Source organism: Chryseobacterium sp. B21-037, assembly GCF_028570785.1.
Lineage (GTDB): Bacteria > Bacteroidota > Bacteroidia > Flavobacteriales > Weeksellaceae > Chryseobacterium > Chryseobacterium proteolyticum.
The window spans coordinates 4,394,146-4,415,985 of sequence record NZ_JALGCB010000001.1; the positions used below are offsets into that span (position 1 = coordinate 4,394,146).

21 protein-coding genes and 7 tRNA genes are annotated in these 21,840 nt (G+C 36.2%); 25 read left to right on the top strand and 3 right to left on the bottom strand.

The annotated features are described in order from the left end of the window. The first annotated feature begins 255 nt into the window (after positions 1–255). From MTQ00_RS19650 to map, 3 genes are all read left to right on the top strand, one after another. Positions 256–843, top strand: a complete 588-nt coding sequence (locus MTQ00_RS19650) for a DUF6705 family protein (protein ID WP_172283714.1) — start codon at positions 256–258, stop codon at positions 841–843. A gap of 25 nt (positions 844–868) precedes the next feature. Beyond that, positions 869–1,561, top strand: a complete 693-nt coding sequence (locus tag MTQ00_RS19655) for a hypothetical protein (RefSeq protein WP_273650721.1) — start codon at positions 869–871, stop codon at positions 1,559–1,561. 304 nt (positions 1,562–1,865) lie between these two features. Beyond that, positions 1,866–2,630: a type I methionyl aminopeptidase gene (gene map, locus MTQ00_RS19660; RefSeq protein WP_273650722.1), complete on the top strand. Its 765-nt coding sequence runs from the start codon at positions 1,866–1,868 to the stop codon at positions 2,628–2,630. Between the two features lie 89 nt (positions 2,631–2,719). On the opposite strand, the gene MTQ00_RS19665 is transcribed toward map, so the two are convergent. Then, positions 2,720–4,900: an outer membrane beta-barrel protein gene (locus tag MTQ00_RS19665; protein ID WP_273650723.1), complete on the bottom strand. Its 2,181-nt coding sequence runs from the start codon at positions 4,898–4,900 to the stop codon at positions 2,720–2,722. Positions 4,901–5,097: 197 nt separating this feature from the next. Next, complete coding sequence (locus MTQ00_RS19670) at positions 5,098–5,583, bottom strand: DUF4822 domain-containing protein (protein ID WP_273650724.1); 486 nt, start codon at positions 5,581–5,583, stop codon at positions 5,098–5,100. Positions 5,584–5,715: 132 nt separating this feature from the next. Between MTQ00_RS19670 and MTQ00_RS19675 the strand changes: the two genes are divergently transcribed. The 6 genes from MTQ00_RS19675 (at position 5,716) to MTQ00_RS19700 (ending at position 9,792) form a co-directional block, all read left to right on the top strand. Beyond that, the gene (locus MTQ00_RS19675; protein WP_273650725.1) at positions 5,716–6,621 is read left to right on the top strand and encodes a helix-turn-helix domain-containing protein; all 906 of its coding nucleotides are present in this window, start codon (positions 5,716–5,718) and stop codon (positions 6,619–6,621) included. A 69-nt stretch (positions 6,622–6,690) separates the two neighbouring features. Next, positions 6,691–7,341, top strand: a complete 651-nt coding sequence (locus MTQ00_RS19680; protein ID WP_273650726.1) for an HD domain-containing protein — start codon at positions 6,691–6,693, stop codon at positions 7,339–7,341. A gap of 48 nt (positions 7,342–7,389) precedes the next feature. Next, the gene (locus MTQ00_RS19685) at positions 7,390–7,812 is read left to right on the top strand and encodes an ester cyclase (protein ID WP_273650727.1); all 423 of its coding nucleotides are present in this window, start codon (positions 7,390–7,392) and stop codon (positions 7,810–7,812) included. Positions 7,813–7,975: 163 nt separating this feature from the next. Continuing rightward, positions 7,976–8,626 carry a hypothetical protein gene (locus MTQ00_RS19690; RefSeq protein ID WP_273650728.1) on the top strand — a complete coding sequence of 217 codons (651 nt, stop codon included), beginning with the start codon at positions 7,976–7,978 and terminating at the stop codon, positions 8,624–8,626. A 57-nt stretch (positions 8,627–8,683) separates the two neighbouring features. Then, complete coding sequence (locus tag MTQ00_RS19695; protein ID WP_273650729.1) at positions 8,684–9,007, top strand: hypothetical protein; 324 nt, start codon at positions 8,684–8,686, stop codon at positions 9,005–9,007. Beyond that, positions 9,004–9,792, top strand: a complete 789-nt coding sequence (locus MTQ00_RS19700; protein ID WP_273650730.1) for a TatD family hydrolase — start codon at positions 9,004–9,006, stop codon at positions 9,790–9,792. Before MTQ00_RS19695 ends, MTQ00_RS19700 begins: the two co-directional genes overlap by 4 nt. Positions 9,793–9,890: 98 nt before the next feature. Here MTQ00_RS19700 and deoD read toward each other — a convergent pair whose 3' ends face one another. Continuing rightward, on the bottom strand, positions 9,891–10,601 hold the full coding sequence (deoD, locus tag MTQ00_RS19705; RefSeq protein ID WP_172283737.1) for a purine-nucleoside phosphorylase: 711 nt from the start codon (positions 10,599–10,601) through the stop codon (positions 9,891–9,893). Positions 10,602–10,912: 311 nt separating this feature from the next. Here deoD and MTQ00_RS19710 point away from each other — a divergent pair, with 311 nt between their 5' ends. The 16 genes from MTQ00_RS19710 to MTQ00_RS19785 all read left to right on the top strand — a co-directional run bounded on the left by MTQ00_RS19710 (position 10,913) and on the right by MTQ00_RS19785 (position 21,791). Beyond that, entirely contained in the window at positions 10,913–11,566 is a 654-nt protein-coding gene (locus MTQ00_RS19710) for a hypothetical protein (RefSeq protein ID WP_273650731.1), read from the top strand. Then, positions 11,563–12,660, top strand: a complete 1,098-nt coding sequence (locus tag MTQ00_RS19715) for an AAA family ATPase (protein ID WP_273650732.1) — start codon at positions 11,563–11,565, stop codon at positions 12,658–12,660. Before MTQ00_RS19710 ends, MTQ00_RS19715 begins: the two co-directional genes overlap by 4 nt. 7 nt (positions 12,661–12,667) lie before the next feature. Next, positions 12,668–13,411 (top strand): hypothetical protein, encoded by a 744-nt coding sequence (locus tag MTQ00_RS19720; RefSeq protein ID WP_273650733.1) that lies wholly within the window; start codon positions 12,668–12,670, stop codon positions 13,409–13,411. Then, positions 13,402–15,786, top strand: a complete 2,385-nt coding sequence (locus MTQ00_RS19725) for a hypothetical protein (RefSeq protein WP_273650734.1) — start codon at positions 13,402–13,404, stop codon at positions 15,784–15,786. Before MTQ00_RS19720 ends, MTQ00_RS19725 begins: the two co-directional genes overlap by 10 nt. After that, on the top strand, positions 15,776–16,993 hold the full coding sequence (locus MTQ00_RS19730; RefSeq protein WP_273650735.1) for a hypothetical protein: 1,218 nt from the start codon (positions 15,776–15,778) through the stop codon (positions 16,991–16,993). Before MTQ00_RS19725 ends, MTQ00_RS19730 begins: the two co-directional genes overlap by 11 nt. A gap of 29 nt (positions 16,994–17,022) precedes the next feature. Continuing rightward, a complete protein-coding gene (locus tag MTQ00_RS19735; protein WP_273650736.1) occupies positions 17,023–17,436 on the top strand; it encodes a hypothetical protein in 414 nt (137 codons plus the stop codon). Beyond that, positions 17,429–18,448: a tetratricopeptide repeat protein gene (locus tag MTQ00_RS19740; RefSeq protein WP_172283749.1), complete on the top strand. Its 1,020-nt coding sequence runs from the start codon at positions 17,429–17,431 to the stop codon at positions 18,446–18,448. The genes MTQ00_RS19735 and MTQ00_RS19740 overlap by 8 nt, the downstream gene beginning before the upstream one ends. An 825-nt stretch (positions 18,449–19,273) precedes the next feature. Then, a tRNA-His gene (locus MTQ00_RS19745) sits at positions 19,274–19,346 on the top strand. 176 nt (positions 19,347–19,522) lie between these two features. Next, a tRNA-Asp gene (locus MTQ00_RS19750) sits at positions 19,523–19,594 on the top strand. A 67-nt stretch (positions 19,595–19,661) separates the two neighbouring features. Continuing rightward, positions 19,662–19,733: transfer RNA gene (locus MTQ00_RS19755), tRNA-Pro, on the top strand. Positions 19,734–19,812: 79 nt separating this feature from the next. After that, positions 19,813–19,894 (top strand) — tRNA-Cys (locus MTQ00_RS19760). Positions 19,895–20,070: 176 nt separating this feature from the next. After that, positions 20,071–20,157, top strand: a tRNA-Tyr gene (locus MTQ00_RS19765). A gap of 364 nt (positions 20,158–20,521) precedes the next feature. Beyond that, positions 20,522–20,595, top strand: a tRNA-Leu gene (locus tag MTQ00_RS19770). A gap of 157 nt (positions 20,596–20,752) precedes the next feature. Continuing rightward, positions 20,753–20,824: transfer RNA gene (locus MTQ00_RS19775), tRNA-Gln, on the top strand. A 71-nt stretch (positions 20,825–20,895) separates the two neighbouring features. Further along, positions 20,896–21,381, top strand: coding sequence for a ribonuclease H-like YkuK family protein (locus tag MTQ00_RS19780; protein WP_172283751.1), 486 nt, complete (start codon positions 20,896–20,898; stop codon positions 21,379–21,381). 20 nt (positions 21,382–21,401) lie between these two features. Next, positions 21,402–21,791 (top strand): cyclic-phosphate processing receiver domain-containing protein, encoded by a 390-nt coding sequence (locus MTQ00_RS19785; RefSeq protein ID WP_273650737.1) that lies wholly within the window; start codon positions 21,402–21,404, stop codon positions 21,789–21,791. Positions 21,792–21,840 lie beyond the last annotated feature (49 nt).

Below are 21,840 nucleotides of genomic sequence, written 5' to 3' on the forward strand. Positions count from 1 at the left end.
TAATATTAACTTAAAGACCTTTACTACCCTTGGTAAAGGTTTGTTTTTGTAGCGTAATAAATTAGAAGGAACTCTCTATACTAGTAATTCTGATTATCATTGGTTTTTGAGTTAGGTTAGGAACTATCCCATTTATTGGGATAGCTCTTTAGAAATTTTCTTGATACTATGATAGTTCAATAAAGAACATTACCCTAGATAATTATAATCAACCAACTTCAACAACCTGCTCTTAAATAGTAAACATAAAAATAAATGAAAACAATAAATATAAAAACAGCCATATTATTCACTTTTCTAGTGGGTCTATTATCTTGCCAGGCACAGCAAACATATCCGCTTCGTACTGCTGTGAACAATGTGCCTAACCTCTCGCATTTAAAAGATACAAACAATGAATTACCAGCTTTTACAGGAGTTTATTCAGCCTCCTATAATGGAAGACAAATTACCATTTACATTTCTAAAGAAGAAGATAAGCTTTTTGACCTAGTGGATAAAAAAGTATATAGAGATGTTTTATCCATAAGATATATTGTGAAAAATTCAACAGGTACAATACTGCAAGATACTAAAAACATGAATTTTCAGTCGAATCAATATACGCATACAATTTATAGTCAATTTATAGTTGATAATGGAGGTAAAGCAATATTTAATTATAGAGGGACTAATTGTCGCGTTGGATGGGGGAAAATTAATTTAAAAAAGATAAGTCCTACACAATTATCCTGGGAATATCGTCCTAATGACATTATACTTGATAGCAGTAAGTGTCCTCAGGGAACGGACATAAATATCTATTTACCTGAAACAAAAGATTTGATATTTACTAAGCAATAATTTCATCATTTCAATAAATTTAACAATGGAGAAAAGGTTACTTCTATTATTCACACTCTATTTTTGTTCTTATAGTACAGGACAAGAAATAAAAATTCCAGATAATTTTAGTGAGTATTCTATTCCAAAAGTAGGATCTGAAGAATCGTTTGTTCTCAATCAATCTAAAGATTGCTATGCTGTGAAAAAAGAAAATAATCGTTTGATAGTAGAAAAGGCCAGTTATTATAAAGAAGATTCTGAATTAGAAATAGAAGGTGGAAAACTGATTGGAGAAAATAAAGGCGAATGGGGAGGAGCATTATACTTTCAGCCGAAAGGAGAGATAAAGAAATCTATAGAAATAAAATTTGGAAATGTGGTTGATATTTTTCGATTCCAAAATAAAATCTACTTTACCGAAGGCTCGGGTATCTGGGGAAGCTTATATGAATTAAAAAAAGATTTCACATACAGAAAAATCGAATCCTTTGGAGATGCCTTAGAAGCATCAACTGTGTTTAATGACATTATTTATATTGTTTCTTTTCATGGTTTTTACAAAGTAGTAAATGAAGAAGCGATCCTTATTTTTAGAGAACAATTTTGGAGAAATCTATATCCAAATTCTGTAGTCATATTTGATGAAGAAAATATTTTTATAGGTATGCGAAGTGGAATTGCTAAATTAAACATTGTAAAAAAAACAATTAATTTTTATCGAGAAAAAGAATTATAGATAAGTTATATTATCTATGTTAGACATAAGAAAACAAATGCCACCAGTTATATTGGGCACATAAAATAAACCGCTTACAGTAATGTGAGCGGTTTTTTTATACCTATCAATATTTTGTTTTAAATATCACAGAACAAAAACGTAGATCAGGATTTGTAATCAAACATGACTTAAATTTATCTTCAACATTTTCACATAGGAATTTTTCCTGTCACACCATCCTATATTTTAATTGCCTAACTTTGTAGTTTCCAGTAAATTTTGTGAACAACGATCCAAAAATAACCTACGTAAACAAATAATAATGTCAATAACAAACGAATCTGAATTAATAGGAATGCAAAAAGCAAGTGAAGCAGTTGCCTATACCTTAAAGGAAATGACCAACTATGCTCAGCCTGGAATGACGACAAAAGAACTTGATGAGTTTGGAGCAAAAATACTTTCTGACTTTGGCGCTAAATCGGCCCCTTATCTGACCTATGGATTTCCAGGTTGGACATGCATCAGCATAGATAATGAATTCTGCCATGGTATTCCAACGGAAGAAAGAGTTCTGAAAGAAGGAGATTTAATTAATATCGATGTTTCAGCAGAGCTAAATGGATTCTGGGCGGATAATGGAGGTTCGTTTATTATTGGGGAAGATATTCATCAGCATCAGAAATTAGTGGATGCTTCTAAAGATATTCTTGAAAGGGCAATTAATAGTATTAAAGGCGGGGTTAAAATTGCAGATATCGGATGGCTTATGGAGACTGAGGCTAAGAAAAGAGGTTTTAAAGTGATTAAAAATCTTGCCGGGCATGGCATCGGAAGAAGTCTGCACGAACAGCCGGATGATCTGCTGAATTATAAAAACCGTTATGATTCCAGAAGATTCAAAAAGAATTCGGTTGTTGCCATCGAAACATTTATCTCAACCACTTCCAGCCTTGCCGTTGAGCTGAATGACGGATGGACCATGGTAGGAAATAAAGGTGGGTACATGGCACAGCACGAACATACAATCATTGTGACTGATGGGAAGCCGGTAATTTTAACAGAGATGAACGGGATTCTTAATTAAGAATAACATAGTTCATTTCCGAACGGATAAAGAAAGGACTTTTTGAATTTCAAAAAGTCCTTTTCTATAAGTAACAATTAAAATAGCATTTACTTTTCTCCGCCACCACCGCCGCCTTTTTCGACGTCGGTCTTTGTATTGGTTTTTACTTTCTGGTTTCCGAAACGTTTCACAAAAGACAGGGAAACTCCGTACCAATCGGATTGGGTGGAATTTCTAAAAGTTCCCACAGGACTGAAGGTCGTGGAATCAAAGTTCGGTCTCTGAAAAATATTCATCAGCTGAAGGCTGACTTCCATCTGTGTTTTTGGGAATATTTTTGTCATGGAAATATTGTGGAATACATTCGTTTTATTGGCGTAAGAGTTCCCGTTATTCTGATTGGATATTTCCACCCAAGCACTTAGATTAATATTCTTGTTAAACAGGTTAGTGTACGAAAGGTTGGTTGATCCTCCCCAATAGCTGATGTAGTCTCTTGCTTTCAGGTCATTCCTTTGATTGAAATCACTGTTGTCAATATAATACCAGCCAAAGCCTACATTTACATTTAACTTATTCTTCAGAAAAGTCTGGTTGGTATTGGCAAACAGGTAGTATTTCTGAACCTTTCCGCTAAAATTGCCAGGGTAGGTCACTGTTATTTCTTTTGTAGGGTTGTCGGGATCTCCAGGTGTATTAACTACCTGAGTACTATAAGTGGTCCAGTAATCTTGTTTGGTAAACATGTATCTGGCAGAAAGGAAATATTTTTTCAAGATTCCGAACTTCAGATAAAGCCTGTCGCTTGGGTTGGGTTGTAAGTCGATATTTCCTCTGGAGTAGATCCCATCATTATTAGGTAGAAGGAAAGGGTTGAACTCTGCATACCACGGACGCCAGATATTACGGTTGTAGGTAAGGCTTAGATCGTACTTGTCTGAAAAAGAATATTTTAACAATAGATTCGGAAGGAAAGTACCATAGCCGTCTTTTCTTGAAGTTCCTGCAATATCCTGTCTTACTTTGAAATCAATATATTCATAGCGTATCCCGACTCTGGTTTCCAGCTTCTTGAAAAAGGTTTTACTGAAATTGGCATAAAGGGAACTGATATTGTCTTCATAATGGAATTTATCTGTTTTTTGAAGCAGATCCAGCTTGTTCCCGGTCAAATAATAAGGAGCAACATTATTATTGAAATCTATTTTTCCTCCGGCTTCAAATGTGGCTCCCGACTTTCCAATGGATTGCGTATAATCAATTTTGATATAATAGTTACGCATCTGATTGTTGGAATTAACTCCTATTTGATCCGGAATCGGTTTATTGCTAAATGTTTTCAGGAAATCATTGGAATCTTTTTGAGAGTCGTAGTTCGTTCCTAAATTGACATCCAAGATCCTGTTTTTTTCTTTATCATAATACTTGTAAAACAGATTGGTTCCTAAAGTACGATTCATACCCGCTAAGTTTTGGCTCTGATCATAAGAATACTTGAACTGGTCATTGGCATAATTGCTTGCCTCCGCTTCTGATGAAGACGTTCTTTTACTTTGATAATATTCCACAATAAAACCGATGTTGTTTTTATCGTTCAGCTCATATTCTGAAGTGGAAGAAATGGAGGGGCTTTTACTTTTATCTGTGTTTAAAGTATTGATTGTGGTAATATCATTATTTTCATACAGGGAATTAACAATCGAATTGGTTTGTACCCATGTATTGTCACTATAACTTCCAATAACCGTTTGTGTAAATTTTTTCTTATGGTAATTCAGGTTGAAGTTGGTGTATTGCGAATTTTTTCTGTTTTGTCTGTTATTCAGGGTGATGCTTCCTTTCATTCCTTCATCATCCCGCTTTTTCAGTACGATATTAATGACGGATCCTGTCGTTTCATAACGCGAAGAAGGGCTGGTGATCACCTCGATTTTCATCAGATTATCGGCGGGAATTGTTGCCAGATATTCTTTTAGTTCTTTTCCTGTAAAAACAGATTTTCTGTCATTAATATAAACCGTAACGTTCTCGCCTTCTGCTTTAATAGCATCATTATTATCTATACTTACTAAAGGAGTCATTCTCAGTACATCCCAGGTGGTATTTCCGGCCAGGATGGAGCTGTTGGCTACATTAAAAACCGTCCTGTCAACTTTGGATTCCACTGTCGGTTTTCTTACCACTAAAGTAACTGCTTCTATGTCTTTTAGTTTAACGGTGTCTTTTTTGGCCTGAGCCAAAGCTAAAGAAGCGGTTAATAGGGCGATTGTACATGTTATTATTTTCATTTTCAAGGGGCGTTTCAATTGATAAGACAACCATAGGGTGACATATGTTACATCCATATTGGGAAAAAAATGAAAAAAAATCAAGAAAATAAATATATTCCAAAGTATGTAAAGCAGAGCTGCCCTATTTTGGAAGAGAAATGAGTAAAAAACAAAGCCGGCTCATTGAACCGGCTTTCACTTATTATAAAAAGAGCCTAAGGCTCGGGATGAGTTGTTGGAGTATGGATGATATCATAATATACAGATGGATCATTAGCATCAGGAAATATTCTGTAAGTAAATTCCTGTTCCGTTAAAACTGTAATTTTTACTATTCTTGTAAAAAGTACGTTTCCGTTCGCATCTTTTGCTATGATAGTTCTGGTTGCTCCGTCTGCAGAAACGGACCAGTCTCCATGCATTTTAGGAGAATCATCAAGATTATACATCGTAAATGTACCATCTGCTTTAAAATAAGCAAAGCCTACAAAGTTCGTTACATGAGTGTCCGTTAAAGGAACCGGCTGTCCATTTTGGTTTTTAGCATGGGTTGTTTCCCATGGAGTAGACGAAAGTATCTGTGAAGGGGTGAGAACGGTTTCCCCAACAGTAGTTTCGTCATTATTGTCGGAGCATGAGATTACAGATATCATCATCAATACATACAGTCCGTAAAATAGCTTTTTTAAAATGTTCATCATAAATAGGTTTTAAACAGGACAAACTTATCGTTTATAAAAATCAAAAGATTGTATAAAACATTCCTTTTGTTGTAAAAAGCATCATTGATTGTTGCTATTTTGTGATTCCGGAAATAGTATGGCAGATCTGTTGTGAACTTTTTTGATATTCGTACTTTTGGAACCATTAGAGAAGCATATAATATGTATGATGAAGTGCTCATCTTCGATAAGGAAATAAAGGATTCTTTTCAGGTGGTTAAACTGGATCATTCGGTTCTGGAAAAAACGGATGTAGTCAGTGTTACCTATAACAGAGTGCTCATTGTTCACGAAGGAAACGGAAGCATCATTATTGATGGGAAACAATTTAATATTCAGGGGCCGGAGGTATTTGTCATATCGAAAGGACAAATATTTTCTTTATCCCATCCCAATCAGTTGTCCGGATTTGAAATAAGCTTTGGAGATTGCTTTTGGGAAAAGGCACCATCGAGTGCCTCCAATTGTAAATTGATGCTTTTTAATGATGCTGCCCTTCATCAGAATTTTCCTTTACAGGAAAAGGACTTCACTGAACTGATTGGGGTTTGTGAGATCCTTTTTAGAGAATATGAAGGTGCCGATTATCCCAATAAATTAGATGCTATGGCAGCCTATTTAAAAATTCTGATGATTAAGCTGGCCAATGCAATGCCTTCATTTCAGGATGGAATTGACGATTTCGACAATCAGATCTATCGCAGGTTTCTGGAATTACTCAGTCAGCAATATAACAAGATGCATGATGTATTGTACTATGCAGAACAGCTATCCGTTTCACCCCGTAAATTATCCGATATATCAAAAAAGAAAAGCGGTAAAGGAGCTAAAGAGGTCATTGCGGGACAAGTGATCGCCGAATCAAAAAGATTATTGCAGTTTTCCGCTAAAACAATAAAAGAAATTGCTTATCACCTTGCATTCAGCACGCCTGAACAATTCAGTCATTTTTTCAAAAAACACACAGATATCTCACCATTAGAATACCGTAGGATGTTTGTAAATATTGGCAGGTAATAGGTATATTCTGACATTCCGGAGCAAGAAGGACAGGCCTATTTTTGTATTGATTAAAATATAAAAAATATGTCAGTCCAAAGATTAAAAAGTGTTGCCGGAATTATGATTCCGGACAGTAAAATTGCTGCCGAAGCCACTGAATTGCTATTAGAGTATGGAACGGAATTTATTTATAACCACTCATTACGGGTTTTCCTTTTTTCTTCACTTAACGGAAAACGAAAAAATATGGAGTATGATGCAGAGCTTTTGTATATAAGCTCAGTTTTTCATGATCTGGGTTTAGTGCCCCATTACAGCAGTCCCGATTTGAGATTTGAAGTAGACGGAGCTAATGCAGCAAGGGATTTTCTGAAAAGCCACGGTCTTCCGAAAGATCAATTGCAGCTGGTTTGGGATACGATAGCATTGCATACAACCATTGGGATTGCAGAACATAAGGAGAATGAAGTAGCTTTGATGTACTCCGGAGTAGGATTGGATGTAATGGGAGAAGGGTATGAGTATCTGAGTGATTCAGACCGGAATGAGATTATAGAGGCATTTCCCCGGAATGATTTTAAGAATAAAATTATTCCAACGTTTTTTGATGGATTTAAACATAAAACCGAAACCACTTTCGGAAATATAAAAGCAGATGTCTGTGCATTTATGATTCCAAATTTTGAAAGGAAAAATTTCTGCAACTGTATTCTGCATTCTCCTTGGAGCGAATAATGTTTTATCCTAAATTTACGTATCTAAGGAAAAAATCAATAATAAGATATGGATTTGCAACAGGAAAAAAACAAAGAAATAGTAAAACGCTTTAATATAGAAGTTATTGAAAAGGGGAATGTTGAAACCTTTGAAGAACTCATGGATGAGAACTTCATCAACCACTCTGCCCCACAAGGTGCTGATAATGGAAAACAGGGAATGATCAATACTTTCAATGGGATATTAAGACCTGCCATGCCAGATATCCAGGTGACTATTCTTCAGCAGGTTGCGGAAGGAGATCTCGTTACCACCAGAAAAAATATATCCGGAACTCATACCGGAAATTTTATGGGAATTGCACCTTCAGGAAAAAGAATAAGTATTGATGTCATTGATATTGTCCGTCTTAAAAATGGGAAATATTTTGAGCATTGGGGAATTAACAATTTATCGGTAGTCCTGGCACAGCTTAAAAGCAATGAGTAACCCATCAAAATAATAAATTATAAAATCCCTGTCACTGATGGGGATTTTTTAATGAACAAAGATTATTTAATGTATTTTAAATTTTTCATTTTTACGTCAACAATAATGTAGAGTGTACTTTTATTGCTGAAAAAAATCTGCTATTTTGGTTAAAAATTTTTAAATGAGCGGAATTCAGCCATGTTCTTTGTTTTTTTCGGGCTCCTGGAAAGAAAAATATGGTGCCATTGTTTCGGAAGAACATCTTCGGACTATCGATCAAAACATTCAAAGATTTAAAGATGGAACTTTAGATTGGCATCTTCCTTATTTTAATGAAGAAATTCTGATTGACCGGAAGCAAAGTTTCGGGCACTTTATCCATATTCTGGAAACTAAGGATCAAAATGAAGAAAAAGCAAGACAATTGGAAGAAATCCCCTTTGAATACTGGCTTGATGTTCTGGGGCAGAGACTTACTTCAGCAAGCGTTCGTGATGAACAAGCCATTCCACCTCTAAAAGATGCTTTGATTGGTAGTTGTCAGGTCTATTTTAATAAAGAAATCACCATTGCACAGAGAGCATGGGAAAAACATGTGGGAAGAACGGACGACCAGTTCTGGGGTGAGGTAAAAGGCAGTAATTTTCAAAAACAGGAAAAGGTAATGGCTAAAATCCATTATATCATCGAGAATAAAACCTGGTGGAATGTATTCTTTCATTATAAGCATGGGGTTGTCTACGAAATAAGGGAAAAAGAAGGACACGGCATTCGTTGGGCTAGCGGAGGAACACAGCTTATTGGTTTTCTGGAAACTTTTATCAATGAATAATATATTGCGTAAAAAGATTGCGTAGCAAATGCTTTATTTTGCCAAAAATTCATCCGAATGAAAAATATCTATAACAAAGGGACTTTTCGGGCTTTTGAATACGGGAAAATAGGAACTTACCTGAAAAAGTATGGGAACAAAAAGTGGCGGAGAACTGAGCAATCCGATATAGATGACCAATTATCTGAATCCATACCATTACGGAAGGTAAGAAGACAAAAACAAGAACTTGTCTGGGTGAAAATAACCAAAGAAATTAATGGAACAAAATATTCCAGGTACAAGAAATTCCATAGTGAAAGATCTTTTAGAAGTGCCGTAAACAGTCCCCATGTAATAAGATATTTTCATATCAATAACAAAACAAAAAAAGAAAAATGAATACCTACATTGATATTGGCATTAATCTGACCAATAAACAGTTCTATAATGAACAAGACGAAGTGATTAACCGTGCTCTGGACAATGGCGTAGACTATATGATCCTTACGGGGACAAGTGTGCGTGGAAGTAAAGAATCTGCAGATATAGCGCAGGATTATCCGGATATTTTATTTTCAACGGCGGGCATTCACCCTCATGATGCTAAATCATTTAATGATCAAAGTATCGGCGAACTCAGGAACCTTCTAAAACAGGACCATGTGGTTTCAGTGGGAGAGTGCGGATTGGATTTTGACCGTGATTTTTCACCAAGGCCTCTACAAGAGAAGTGTTATTGTGCACAACTTGAACTGGCAATTCAAATCAATAAACCTTTATTCCTTCATGAGAGATCTGCATTTAAAAGATTTACCGAAATTACAGAGGATTACCTTTCTCAACTTCCGGAATCAGTCGTTCATTGTTTCACCGGGACTTTAGAAGAAGCAAAAAGCTATTTGGATAAAGGGTTTTATTTAGGATTTACAGGAGCAATCAGTGATGAAAAGAGATTTAAACACCTTGAGGAAGTGATCAGGTATGTTCCATTAGAAAGAATGATGATTGAAACGGATGCTCCGTTTATGCTTCCGAAAAATATCTCAGCGCGAAGTCAGAACCGGAGAAATGAACCTGCCTTTCTACCTTATGTGGCGCAAACCATTGCTCAGATCAAGAAAATAAGTTTGAAAGATGTAGCAGAGGAAACAACAGCGGTCGCCAGAAAATTTTTCAGGATATAAAAAAGAGCTCTACTGAATAAGTGAAGCTCTTTTTTTATGGTTGAAAAGCAAATTGCGATTCGCAATATTGCTTTCTATAATTAGGGTGATATAAGGTTTTAAATAACTTTCAATGCTGATTCCAAAGCCAGCTCAATCATCGGTTTCAACGCTGTCTCTCTTTGGTCTGCCGAAATTTTTTCGTGAGTAGGAATGATATCCGTTACCGTAAGAATTGTGGCTGCATTTTTCCCTAAATGTTTAGCATTGGCGAATAATCCAAAGGCTTCCATTTCCACAGCCGGACAGTTGTATCTTGTCGCAATCTCAGGAACGGTTAAATCCTTTCGATAGAAAATATCACTGCTATGAATAGTAACAGCCTTGGTTTTCAAAGAAGATTCTTCTGCCGTTGCATTGATCACATCAAAAATATTTCCCTGATGAGAAATAATATCTCCTTCTATTTCCCATGCATATTTTGCATAGGTACTTTCACTTGCCGCATGTTCAACATTTAGAATATCAAATACTTTCAGATCTGTGGTGTAAGCTCCACAGGTACCGATACGGATGATTGTATCTACATCATATTCGGTGTACAATTCATAGGAGTAAATACCGATGCTTGGAAAACCCATTCCACTTGCTCCTACGCTGATTTCTTTTCCTTTATAAAGTCCGGTATAATACAAAATACCTCTGGTTTTGCTTACCAGTTTTGCATTTTCTAAAAAGTTTTCGGCAATATATTGTGCACGAAGCGGATCCCCCGGCTGCAATATTACTTTCGCTATTTCTCCTTTTTTTGCACTTATGTGAATACTCATAATGTTATTTTGAATGACGGCAAAGATAGCAACTTTTACTTTTATTGCTTTTTAAGTTAATCGCAAAAACGCAAAGGTTATTTTATTATTTTATGTTTTCAGAGCACTGGAAAATCCTAGATTTTCAAATGTTTATGAACAAAAATACTTTATTATCAACTTCGTCGGTTTTAAAAATCTTTATATCCTCTAAAAAATTTGTTTTATGCCTTTGTATTCCCGTGGCTGACCGAAGACAGAGGCATTAATTAATTCTTAATCATAATGATATTAAAGTTTTATTCTCAAAAAAATAATTTTACTTTTGTTATATGACCGAAAATACATCTCCTTTCCTGGATACTTTATTTCTTCTCCGTAAAGAAGAATGTATCACCATTTTTTCAAATATTCAAAAAATTTCAGAGAAAGAAGAACAGGATGCCGCGGATTATTTTGAATCAGAATTTGAAAAAGAAAGACTGGAGTTTTTGACGGATCATTTGGAGTATGATAAAGAGGCTGCAGTCTGGGCTGCTAAGGTCCTTTATTATGCTGCTCAATTGTATTTAATAAGGGAAAACACGGCAAAAGACCTGGATCAGTTCATCCCTGAATTTAGAGGAATGAAAAATTCCGAAGCACTTTTATCAGCAGATCTTTCGCTGAGATTTTTACCACAGATAATTGTTGTTCTTCAGAATTTGGACCCCGACGATCCTTTGATAAAAAAATTGGAAAGTATTTTGCTGCAATTCCATTACTCGGGTGTAGGGTATGATCTTGATCTCGAAAATATGAATTGGCAGGAAGAGTTGAAAGAACCGACATACCGGAAGCTATATCTTGAAAGGATTGTTGAAAAAAGAGCTCAAAGGTTGGCTGAAATACCCTATATTAACAAGTTGTTGGTTGCTGAATTTGGCTTACATAAAGACGGGTTCTGGCGAGAATTAAAAATTATAAACGAAGAAGAAAATAAATGATTCCGAATATTTCAAAGCTTAATGCAGTACTCAATTACGTAAAAGACACTTTTGTAGGTAAAAACGATGTGGTCGATCTGCTGGGGATCTGCCTTCTGGCCAGAGAAAATGCATTTTTATATGGTCCGCCGGGAACTGCAAAATCAGCTATTGTAAGAACCTTGTCCCAAACGGTTAAAGATGGGAAGAATTTTGAGTATTTGCTGACCCGCTTCACGGAACCGAATGAAATTTTCGGTCCTTTTGATATCAGGAAATTAAAAGAAGGCGAACTTCTTACCAATACAGAAGGGATGATGCCCGAGGCTTCAATGGTTTTTCTGGATGAGATTTTTAATGCCAATTCAGCGATCCTCAATTCGCTTTTGATGGCTTTGAATGAAAAGATCTTTAAGAGGGGAAAGGAAACCAAGCATCTGCCTGCACTCATGTTTGTGGGAGCAAGCAATGTTTTACCTGAAGATGAAGCTTTAAATGCTTTATTCGACCGTTTTCTTATCAGGATCAATGTAGATTATGTGAATCCTGAGCTGCTTCAACAGGTTCTTTTAGCAGGCAGAAGATTAGAAAATGCAGAGGAAAGGGATATTCCTGAAATTAGGGCCGAGGAAATAAGAGAGCTTCAGAACCTTTGTAAAACAGTGGATCTGAAACCTATTTATGAAGTTTACCTCAATACTGTGATCAGTCTCCGGAATACCGGAATTGCAATTTCCGACCGTAGAGCGGTAAAGCTTCAGAACCTTATTGCTGCAAGTGCTTTGATTTGCGGGAGAAGTGAAGCAATACTTTCCGACCTTTGGGTATTGAAACATATCTGGGATACGGAAGAGCAGATTGAAATTCTGGAAGGGATCATTAACAGGACCATCGAAAAGGATGAAAACCCGCAAAGCCATCCTCAGGCATTGCACAATAAAATGCCGAATCCTGAAGAGGTAATGAAGGATGTGAAAATCTTACAGGAAAAATGGGATAGCGGATCTGCAACATTTGAAGAACAAAATGTGATTAAAGATAAACTGAGATATCTACAAACCCGCTGTGACTGGATCAAAATCCTGAACAGAAACAATATATTCAACAGGAAATAGAAGGCTTATGGCAGAGGATCTTACAGAGCATGTAATTGATTTTTGGGCGGAATTGCCTCGTGCTGATGAAGATTTTTTAGGTTCGATCCGGAACTGGGAAAATCTTCAGATTGCTTTGGAGGATGAGACGATCTGGCTTAAAGGATTTACCGAAGAGCAGGCTGCTTCTCCGGAGGTGCAACAATTGCCCAATTTCATTTTATATGAGCTCCGTAATGGTTTATTATTTAAAAAGAAAGCCTTAGTTCCTACCCGGAAAGTAAGAACTGCATTATTATGGTCTCCTATTGACCAGGCATTGCGTCTGGTTCTGCCGCCATCCAATCAGAATTTTTTTGGAATTAATGAAAAAATCAGGATAAGGCTAAAACCTGAAACTACAGAACAGCCTGCCATCGCTTTATTAAGTCCCATGTCGGAGATTGGAGCGGTTATTCCGACATTACCTACATTCAAACTTGAAAGAAACGAATGGATTATCATTGGAGACAGGGCGCTATTCCTGGGTACACCTTTACTGGGGCTACCGGGAAAAACCTATTGGGAGAAAGAAGGACATCTTTTACCCACCGGATTTGATTTTGAATTTAAGAATGTAAGTGCTTTACTTCAAAGAAAATATAATGAGAACATGAGCTATTGGCTTTTATGGAATGAAGACGGAAGTTATCTGTCCATTGCTAAGAAAGATCTGAAAAAGCTTTCCATAAGCTCATACCGGCTCACTCAAAAAGCGAAAGAATGGAGCTAAATGAATACTTCCAGTCCTACGAAGGATATTTTTGGGAATGGAATACAGATGAAGATGTGCGTGATGAGACAGGTTATCACGAAAATAACCTTGTATCCATTCCGAATGTGGGAGCCATTGCATACCGGCCTTACATAATTGAAGTCCTGAAAGAATTACATCTGCAGGGAATCCCTCCCTTTGGAGCTTTATTGTTAGTACTTTATGCAACCCAGGAAGGCTATCTTAATTTCAATGCCGTTTCGTATTATTTAAAAAAGCTTGAAAGGGAAGCCAAAGTAAATATTGATGTGGATTGCATTATCAATTTTCTGGGGAACCTGAATAAATTGGGTAAATCTTATAAAAAAGGGCAGAACAGAATTCTTTTGCTGCAAACATTATTTCACAATGCCCATAACAGGATCTCTGCACCATTGGGTTCATTGCTTCTGAAAAAGTTTGCAAAAAATCCTTATGCTCTGGCCAAAAGTGCTGAAAAAATACCCGTAACATCCTCATCTCTGGTAAAGGATACCAGAGTTCTTGTGTGGCTCAATGAAAAATTTCCTTCGGTAGAGTCAATTATTTATGCGATGAAAGGCTTTGGCACTGAGCCGGAGCTGGATGATGAGGTTGCAGAAGAGGAGATAACCGTAGAATCCAATAATGATTTTATCCAGGATTTAATAGAAGAGCCTAAAACATTTCAGGTAGGAAGCCTGATCAAAAGAATCTGGAGTGGCCTCAAAATTCCCATGCGTCACCTTTCTCCCGGTGAGCAGCCAATAGGAGGAATTTCTGATATGACCAATAAGGGGGAGCTTCACCGAATGCTTTTGTCGGAATTCGCAAATGAAGATGAGGTTTTTATGAGCAGAATAGCCAACAACGAAACCCTTTATATTCAAAGGGAGATACCTCCTGAAGAAAATGTTTTTGAAAGAATAATTTTAATAGATACCTCTCTGAAAAACTGGGGAATACCGAAAGTATTGGCCTATGCATCTGCAATTGCGGTCATTAAGCATCCGAAAGCTCATTCGGAATGTAAAGTTTTCGTTCTGGGGCAAACAAGTGTTCCTGTTTCTCTTGATAGCGTGGAAAATGTTGTGGATCATCTGAATCAGGTAAGCTCAGCTTTGGATGTTTCCCAGGCTCTAGATAAGTTTTTCCAGAATGAGCACACGGAAAAAGATCTTGAGGTATTTTTTATCACCAACCAGGAAAATCTCATGAATGAAGGGTTGCAAAAGGTAATTCATGAAAACAGGGACAGGCTTAAGTTTATAGTAACGACATCTGTTGATGGCGAGGTTAATTTCTTCAAACATCATAAAGGAACAAGGAAACACATCCAGAAAATTGTACTTCCGCTAAAAGACTTATGGGCTAATCCACCACAACGAAAACAGAAAGCTGATCAGGATTCTGTGAATGGCAAAAAAACGGATGTTCCGAAGAACTATCCTATTCTTTTTCCAACACCCATGAACAAAATAGCTTCCTTTTTGTATGAAGGGGAGTTCTTTATTTTGAGCAATAAAAAGCAGCTGCTTAAAACCTATTTGTCTGATAATTATTATAATAAGGATTATTATGACCGATACAGAATACATCGGGGCTGTGAGGTTTTAATCGAAAATATTTCGGTAAGACCCCGCGGGCAGTTTGCTCTGGCTAAAAATAAGCAACAACAATTTATCCTTTGCCAGTACCAGCCTGATAAGCATATTATTTCAAAACTTAATCTTAATACCAAAGAATATTCTGAGCTCAATCTAACCGGGAAAAATATACCCAATGATTATCGGCTGATTTATTTTAACAAAAGTTTTTATCTGCATCATGCGGAATCCTCCTGGATCTATCATATTAATATCGATGGAAATATTTCATTTGAATCGGTGAAGAATGATAAAGAGATAGCCCGGAATCATTCAAAAGTAGAAACTGAAATGAAAAAGCTGGCGAATAGCGGAATAAAGATTTTAAATAACTTTAATAATATCGGAATCAACACTGAAAACAGCCTCGTCATATCAAATAACAGGCTGGCGAAAGTTTATGACAATTCTCTGACATTATACCGAAATAATCACAGGATAAAAATAATTGCGAATCAGTACAAAAATAAATTTACTTTTTCAGACGGAAGTGAGATTATCACGGATTCCCGTGGGATATTAACTTTCAAAAGCAGTAATAAAAATATTCCGGTATTTTATATCCCTTCTACGGAACATGGCTTTTTGTCTCTGGCAACCCATACCGAATTTGGAGGAGCAGAATATTACCTTCCTGAAACCACCTTGCTTAAGATGAGAACAATGGGGGATATGTGTTCAGATTATCTGGAGACTTTTATCAATCAAATTCTGGAATATGGAACTTAGAATAAAACCTTTTCCAAAGAATGATTATCCCCGGAAGGGACTTCTGATCAGGAGTTCTTCACCATCCGTATGGCTCAGTGAAATGGATGCTTTGGGAATTGACCTAGACCAGGTAATGACATTTGCGATTCCTTCCAAAGAACCTAATATTCTGTATGGCTGTTTTATTGTTTTTAATAATGAGGTCCCCCGGGAAGTTGGCAGGAATTCTTATTTTCAATGTATAGATGAGGTCTTATTTATCCCTGAATACACTACATTTTATCCTAAGGTCACTCCTGAAGACTGGCTCCATATTGATTCTCAGTTTCTGATTATCCATCCCGAATTCGGAATGGTAAAATTAAGAGAAGAAATAGATTGGACCGCATTGCTTGAAGAACCACAAAAGAATGGATCTTCTGTCAGCAAACCATTAAACGGAGTTTATATTCCAAAAGAAATCAAAAGTTTTGCAGTGGAAATTGATGATGAAAAAATGATGGAATCTCTGCGGACCTCAACAACGGAAGAAGAATGGATGAAAAACCTGCCTTTTGATCTGAAAAAAGTGATGGCGGGAAACAAAAAAGAAATCGAAAAATATCTAAAGTATATAGAAAAATATCCTGATCGGGCTGTAGATTTGGGCGTGCCTCTGGATATTATGGGAACTTCCCGAGGAGATGGCTCCGGAAAGTTCAGATTTAATAACAATTGGCTGAGCCGGTTATGGGGAGGAAACGGGGCAAATGGCAAACAAAGGGATTACCGGTGGGTTCTCCTTGCATTATGGATCATAATTATTGTCGGGAGAATTATGATAGGCTTTACTAAAGAAGAGGGAACAACAGAAAGCCCTGTTTCCTCAGGAAATGTATTCTCAAAGGAGGCTTTGAAAAATCAGAATCCCGGCAAGTTAGCCTTTGAATCCGGTCTCACCGAAATAGATATGAAGATTGATTCCCTATATCATAATGAAAGAAAGGAATTAATGAAAGACTATGCCGCAGCTTCCAAAGGATCCGACGCGAAGGAAATGAATAAGGTGGAAAAGAAGCTTGAAAATTACAGGGCAAAAGAAAGTAAGACGCGGGATTTTCTAAAGAAAATTTACAACAGGAAAATAGCAAAACATATTGCAGACAAATCCAGGGACTACCAGCGTAAAATTTCCGATTCCATTAAAAGAAAAATCATGATAAACCTGTTGATCAGGGAATTGTAAAAAGTATCTGGAGAAAAAAGCAGGTTTTAATGGAAGATTCTCTTGGAAGGCTTTATGGAACTTTAGAAAGTGCGGAACCCCATTTTTCATCCGGTCAAAATGTAAATACAAAAGAAAGGTTGGGTGATGAAAGCACATCATCTAAAGACATTTCATTCTCCGAGATTATTTGGCTGATCATTCTGATTATCGGAAGTGTAGGGCTTTATTCTTATTTCTTCCGGAAGAAAACATTGAATATCGGAGGCGATAATGTACCCGGTGGTATTAAAATATTCCTGGTTCTTATTTTGATAGGAATGCTGATCTATCTTTTTTATCCGTTGATCGGGATGTACGGGTACAACTGGTTTGTATGGTTCCTGGTTATTTGTGTCATCTTATTGGTATATCGTTTATTCAGCGAGGACAAAACCATTTTAAAATCCGATAAAGATGAATAAGCAGAAGTTTATAGATAAATTTATCAGAGCATTTTTAATACTGGTACTTCTTAAAGTGCTGGGGCTTGTAGCGCAACTTTTTCATCAGAGTTTCTGGAGTGTATTGGGCACCTTGGGTATTTTTATCGCGGTGGCTATCATAATTTTTGTGGTAATGATCAGCCTGAAGGATAAAGAAAAAAATGATCAACGTTCCGGAAGGCGAGGAAATTCGGGAGGAAACTTTTACCTTGAAAATTCTCTTTTTGACAGAATCCGTAGTAAGTATGAAGAGCTGGCAGAAAAATATATTACAGAAGGAGATTACAAAAAAGCCGCAAAAGTTTATATGAACCTTCTCCAGGATAATTACAGGGCAGCAAAAACACTGGAAAATGGTGAATTTTATAATGAGGCAGCGGTTATTTATCTGAAAAGACTGCATAATAAATCCGATGCTGCGGCTTGCTATGAAAAAGCAAAACAATACAGAAAAGCAATTGATCTTTATAAAGAACTCGATCAGAAAGAAAAAGTAGGTGATCTTTATAAAGAGATGAATGATATAAAAAATGCACATGTCTATTATCAGATGTTGGCAGATGATTTCGTGGATAACAGCCAGATGGTAAAAGCCTCGCTGATCTACAGAAAAAAGATGGAAATGCCTGATGAAGCACAGAAAATCCTATTAACAGGATGGAAAGAAAATAAAGATGCCTTCAATTGCCTGAACAATTATTTTGCAAATATTTTTGATTCTACAAAATTAGAAAGGGAAATTCAGCATTTATATGAAGAAACGCCAGCAGATAAAAAGCTGATTTATCTGGAGGCTATGAAGTATGAATTTAAAAAGAACTCTTCCCTTCAGACTGTCACGAGAAATATTGCTTATGAGATCATTTCCGAAAAGGTAGAAACCCATTCCGAAATTGTAAATGAGCTAAAATATTTTAATCCTGATGATTCGCTTATTTTAAAAGATATTTCAAGGTATAAGACTGGAAGGAATAAGATGTTCAGGAATTAATTGATGTTTGAATTAAAAGATTAAAAGACTTAAGAATTCCATAGTAATCTTTATAAATTCCTAACAAACATAATGGCTGAAGCTTTCAAAACCACCATTTTATCAGGAAAAATATTATCTTTGCGGACATAAAATTATGACAATACAAACAGCACATATCAGTTTAAATCTATACGATAGCCCTGTACTAAAGGATTCGTTTGGATATGAATGCATGATATGGAATGAGGTAAAATGTGCTGACTTTGTAAATTATTTACTGTAAACTCGTAAAGATTTAATCAAAATACTGCAAAAACGCCTCGATTCCCGGGGCGTTTTTTGTGTTTTTAGAACAGAAATTATTTAGAATGAAAAAAAATAACCAAAAAAGTGAAAATTTTTAATTAGCGATGAAATTTTAATACAATAAAATAGAGTGATAAACAAACCGGTGAGAGACAGTCATTTAGGTAATTAAAGTATCTGCAATAATTTGCGGACAGGAATTTCTATTTCTTTTTTATTGATGTAACTTATTGATTTTTAAGTTATTGCGCCTGAAATTTATTTGCGAGTTAAAAAAAATCATATTTACTTTGCAATCGAAAATTGAAAGCAACAGGTTTTTAGAATTTCAAAAAGTGTTTAAAACAAAAAATATAATGAAACAATTGCATTACATATTTAATCCGTATTCAAGACTACAAGCAGAGGAGCCGAAAGGTTACCCATGTCTTCAGGATAGTGAATTTGTGGATAAAAGGTGCTTATATATGTGGGTCAGCTATTGATCTGACACGTCAAATATATACAGCACCTCCCGAAAAGAGGTGCTTTTTTTATGGTTTCTTTAGCTTATTTGGTAAAGCGTCGGTTTGTGGCACCGGAGAATAGGGTTCGATCCCCGGAGAAACCCAAAGTACAATTCCCTAGCTTAATGAACCGACCACCGGTCTTTTAAAACCGGAAAAAGGGGAGGTTTAATTTCTCTGGGATTAAAAGGAGAGTAGATAAATAGGGGTTGGTTGCGGCTTACTGCTCATAAGTTCTACGATAGTCGTGAAGGTTCAATTCCTTTGTTCTCCGCAAAAAGGTCTATTGAGGTAATGGCTAACCTGCCCGACTGTCTCTTGGGCACTGCGAGTTCGATTCTCGCATAGACCGCAAGGTTCACAGAATATTTTGGCTCCGACTGTCTCTCGGAAAAGAAATAGGAAGCTGAACCTTATAACTGGAAAGATAACGGTGGTTGTTTACCCGCCTTGGACGCGGGAGGTCGCAAGTTCGAATCTTGCTTTCCAGACTATTTTTAATTGAACGCGAAAAGTTGAAATGCAGGTAAATTATCACTAATGAACGATCAATTATAATGAATAAAACCTGATGGTTCGCCGAAGTGGAAGAGTCGGGGCGGTCTGCAAAACCGTTGCGTAAGCTGAGTGGGTTTGAATCCCATAACCATCTCAAATAACTAAAATGAGATTAGTTCCGGAGAAAAGTTAAAAGGATGTCGGGCGCAGAAGTTCTTATATCAAACAAAAAATTAAGACAGGCCTTTTGCTTACTCCATTATAATGATCAGAAATTATGATGAAATCAAAACCTCTATTCATCTTTATCGCTGATCTTTATATAAATCTGGAAGTGCGCCGGAGTTGGAGAGCCGGGGCAGACTGTAAATCTGTTGCTTTATTGCTGAGTAGGTTCGAATCCTACCACTTCCACCACAATCAACTGATAATGTAATGGCAGCATGCAGGAACTGTACTCTTGTCGCTTAGGTTCGATTCCTAATCAGTCGATTATTATTAATTAAAGATAAAAGATAAAAGATAAAAGATGATTCATAAATTTTAAGACTAATATCTTATCAATCAATGATCAATCATCATTGATCAATCATATAACGAAAGAGGAAAGAGAAGGGTTTGTCAAGCGCAGAAGATCTTTACAAACACTAACAAGCAAAAGTTTACACCGACAAACTTTCTCTAACCTTAACTAAAAGTGATGATTGATCATAGATCAATGATTGCAGCTATTATAATTTATCTGTTATAATATCTCATCATTTATAATTTGTAAAAAAATACGGGAATGGCGGAACTGGCAGACGCACTTGACTTAGACTCAAGATATTGAGGGTTCGACTCCCTTTTCCTGTACAAAATGTTAATTCATATAAAGATAAATAACCATTTGGTTTTTATAATGAATTTTTATTTATCTATAATCAATGATAATTACGAAGGTACAGGTTCGATCCTGTCTGTTCTGTAATTGCGGACAAAACTTATATATATGTAACTCAGTACTGCAGAATGATTCATGGTGTAATCGGCAGCACACAAGACTTTGACTCTTGTTGTTCAGGTTCGAGTCCTGATGAATCAACAAAATCTTTACTCAATCATCGCTTATCAATTATAAAGAACAATATGTAGAATTTTAAAAAATGTAAAAAAATGGAAACGCAACAAGAAATATGGCAGAATATGAGTGGGAAATTTTTCCACAAGCCTATCACGCAGTTGATAGAAGAAGCCATCATCCGCGAAGAAGCTAATGGATACCGACTGAAAGTTTGTGTGGGATCAGATTCTCATGTGTATGGAGATACTATTAGCTATGCTACGGCAGTGGTATTTATTCGTGAAGGAAAAGGTGCGTTTACTTTTATCAGAAAACAAAAAGAAATTCAAACAATCAGCATCAAAGAGCGGATGCTTAATGAGGTGAATAAATCTGTAGAAATTGCTTATACCATCTGTCCTGTTTTAGATAAATATGGGGTTGAAATGGAGGTTCATGCTGATATCAATACAGATCCTGATTTTAAATCCAATGTAGCCTTGAAAGATGCCATGGGGTATATTTTGGGAATGGGATATGTATTCAAAGCTAAACCTTATGCTTTTGCGAGCTCCAATTGTGCAGATATGATGGTTTAATAATAAATCTTGATGATTTTATGAAAATGATACAAAAGCTTTTGTTTCTTGATGATATCAGGTGTCCGGAAGAAGCCTATCGCTATACAAAACAGGATTTTTTCTTATTGAAAGACTGGATCATCGTTCGGAATTATAAGCAGTTTATCCATTGGATTTCAGAAAATGGACTTCCGGAAATGATCTCTTTTGATCACGACCTTGCTGATGGAGAGCACACCGGTAACTGGGATTCCGAAAAGACGGGATATGACTGTGCAAAATGGCTGATTGAATATTGTATGGATCATCATGTGGATTTACCTCAATTTTACTGTCATTCCATGAATCCGGTGGGTAAAAAGAATATTATTAACCTGCTTGAAAATTTTAGAAGACAGAATGAGCTCTTTTCGGTTGATCTGACATAGGAACCAGAGCTCATTTGAAGTTGACCAATTATTAATAACAAAGTACATT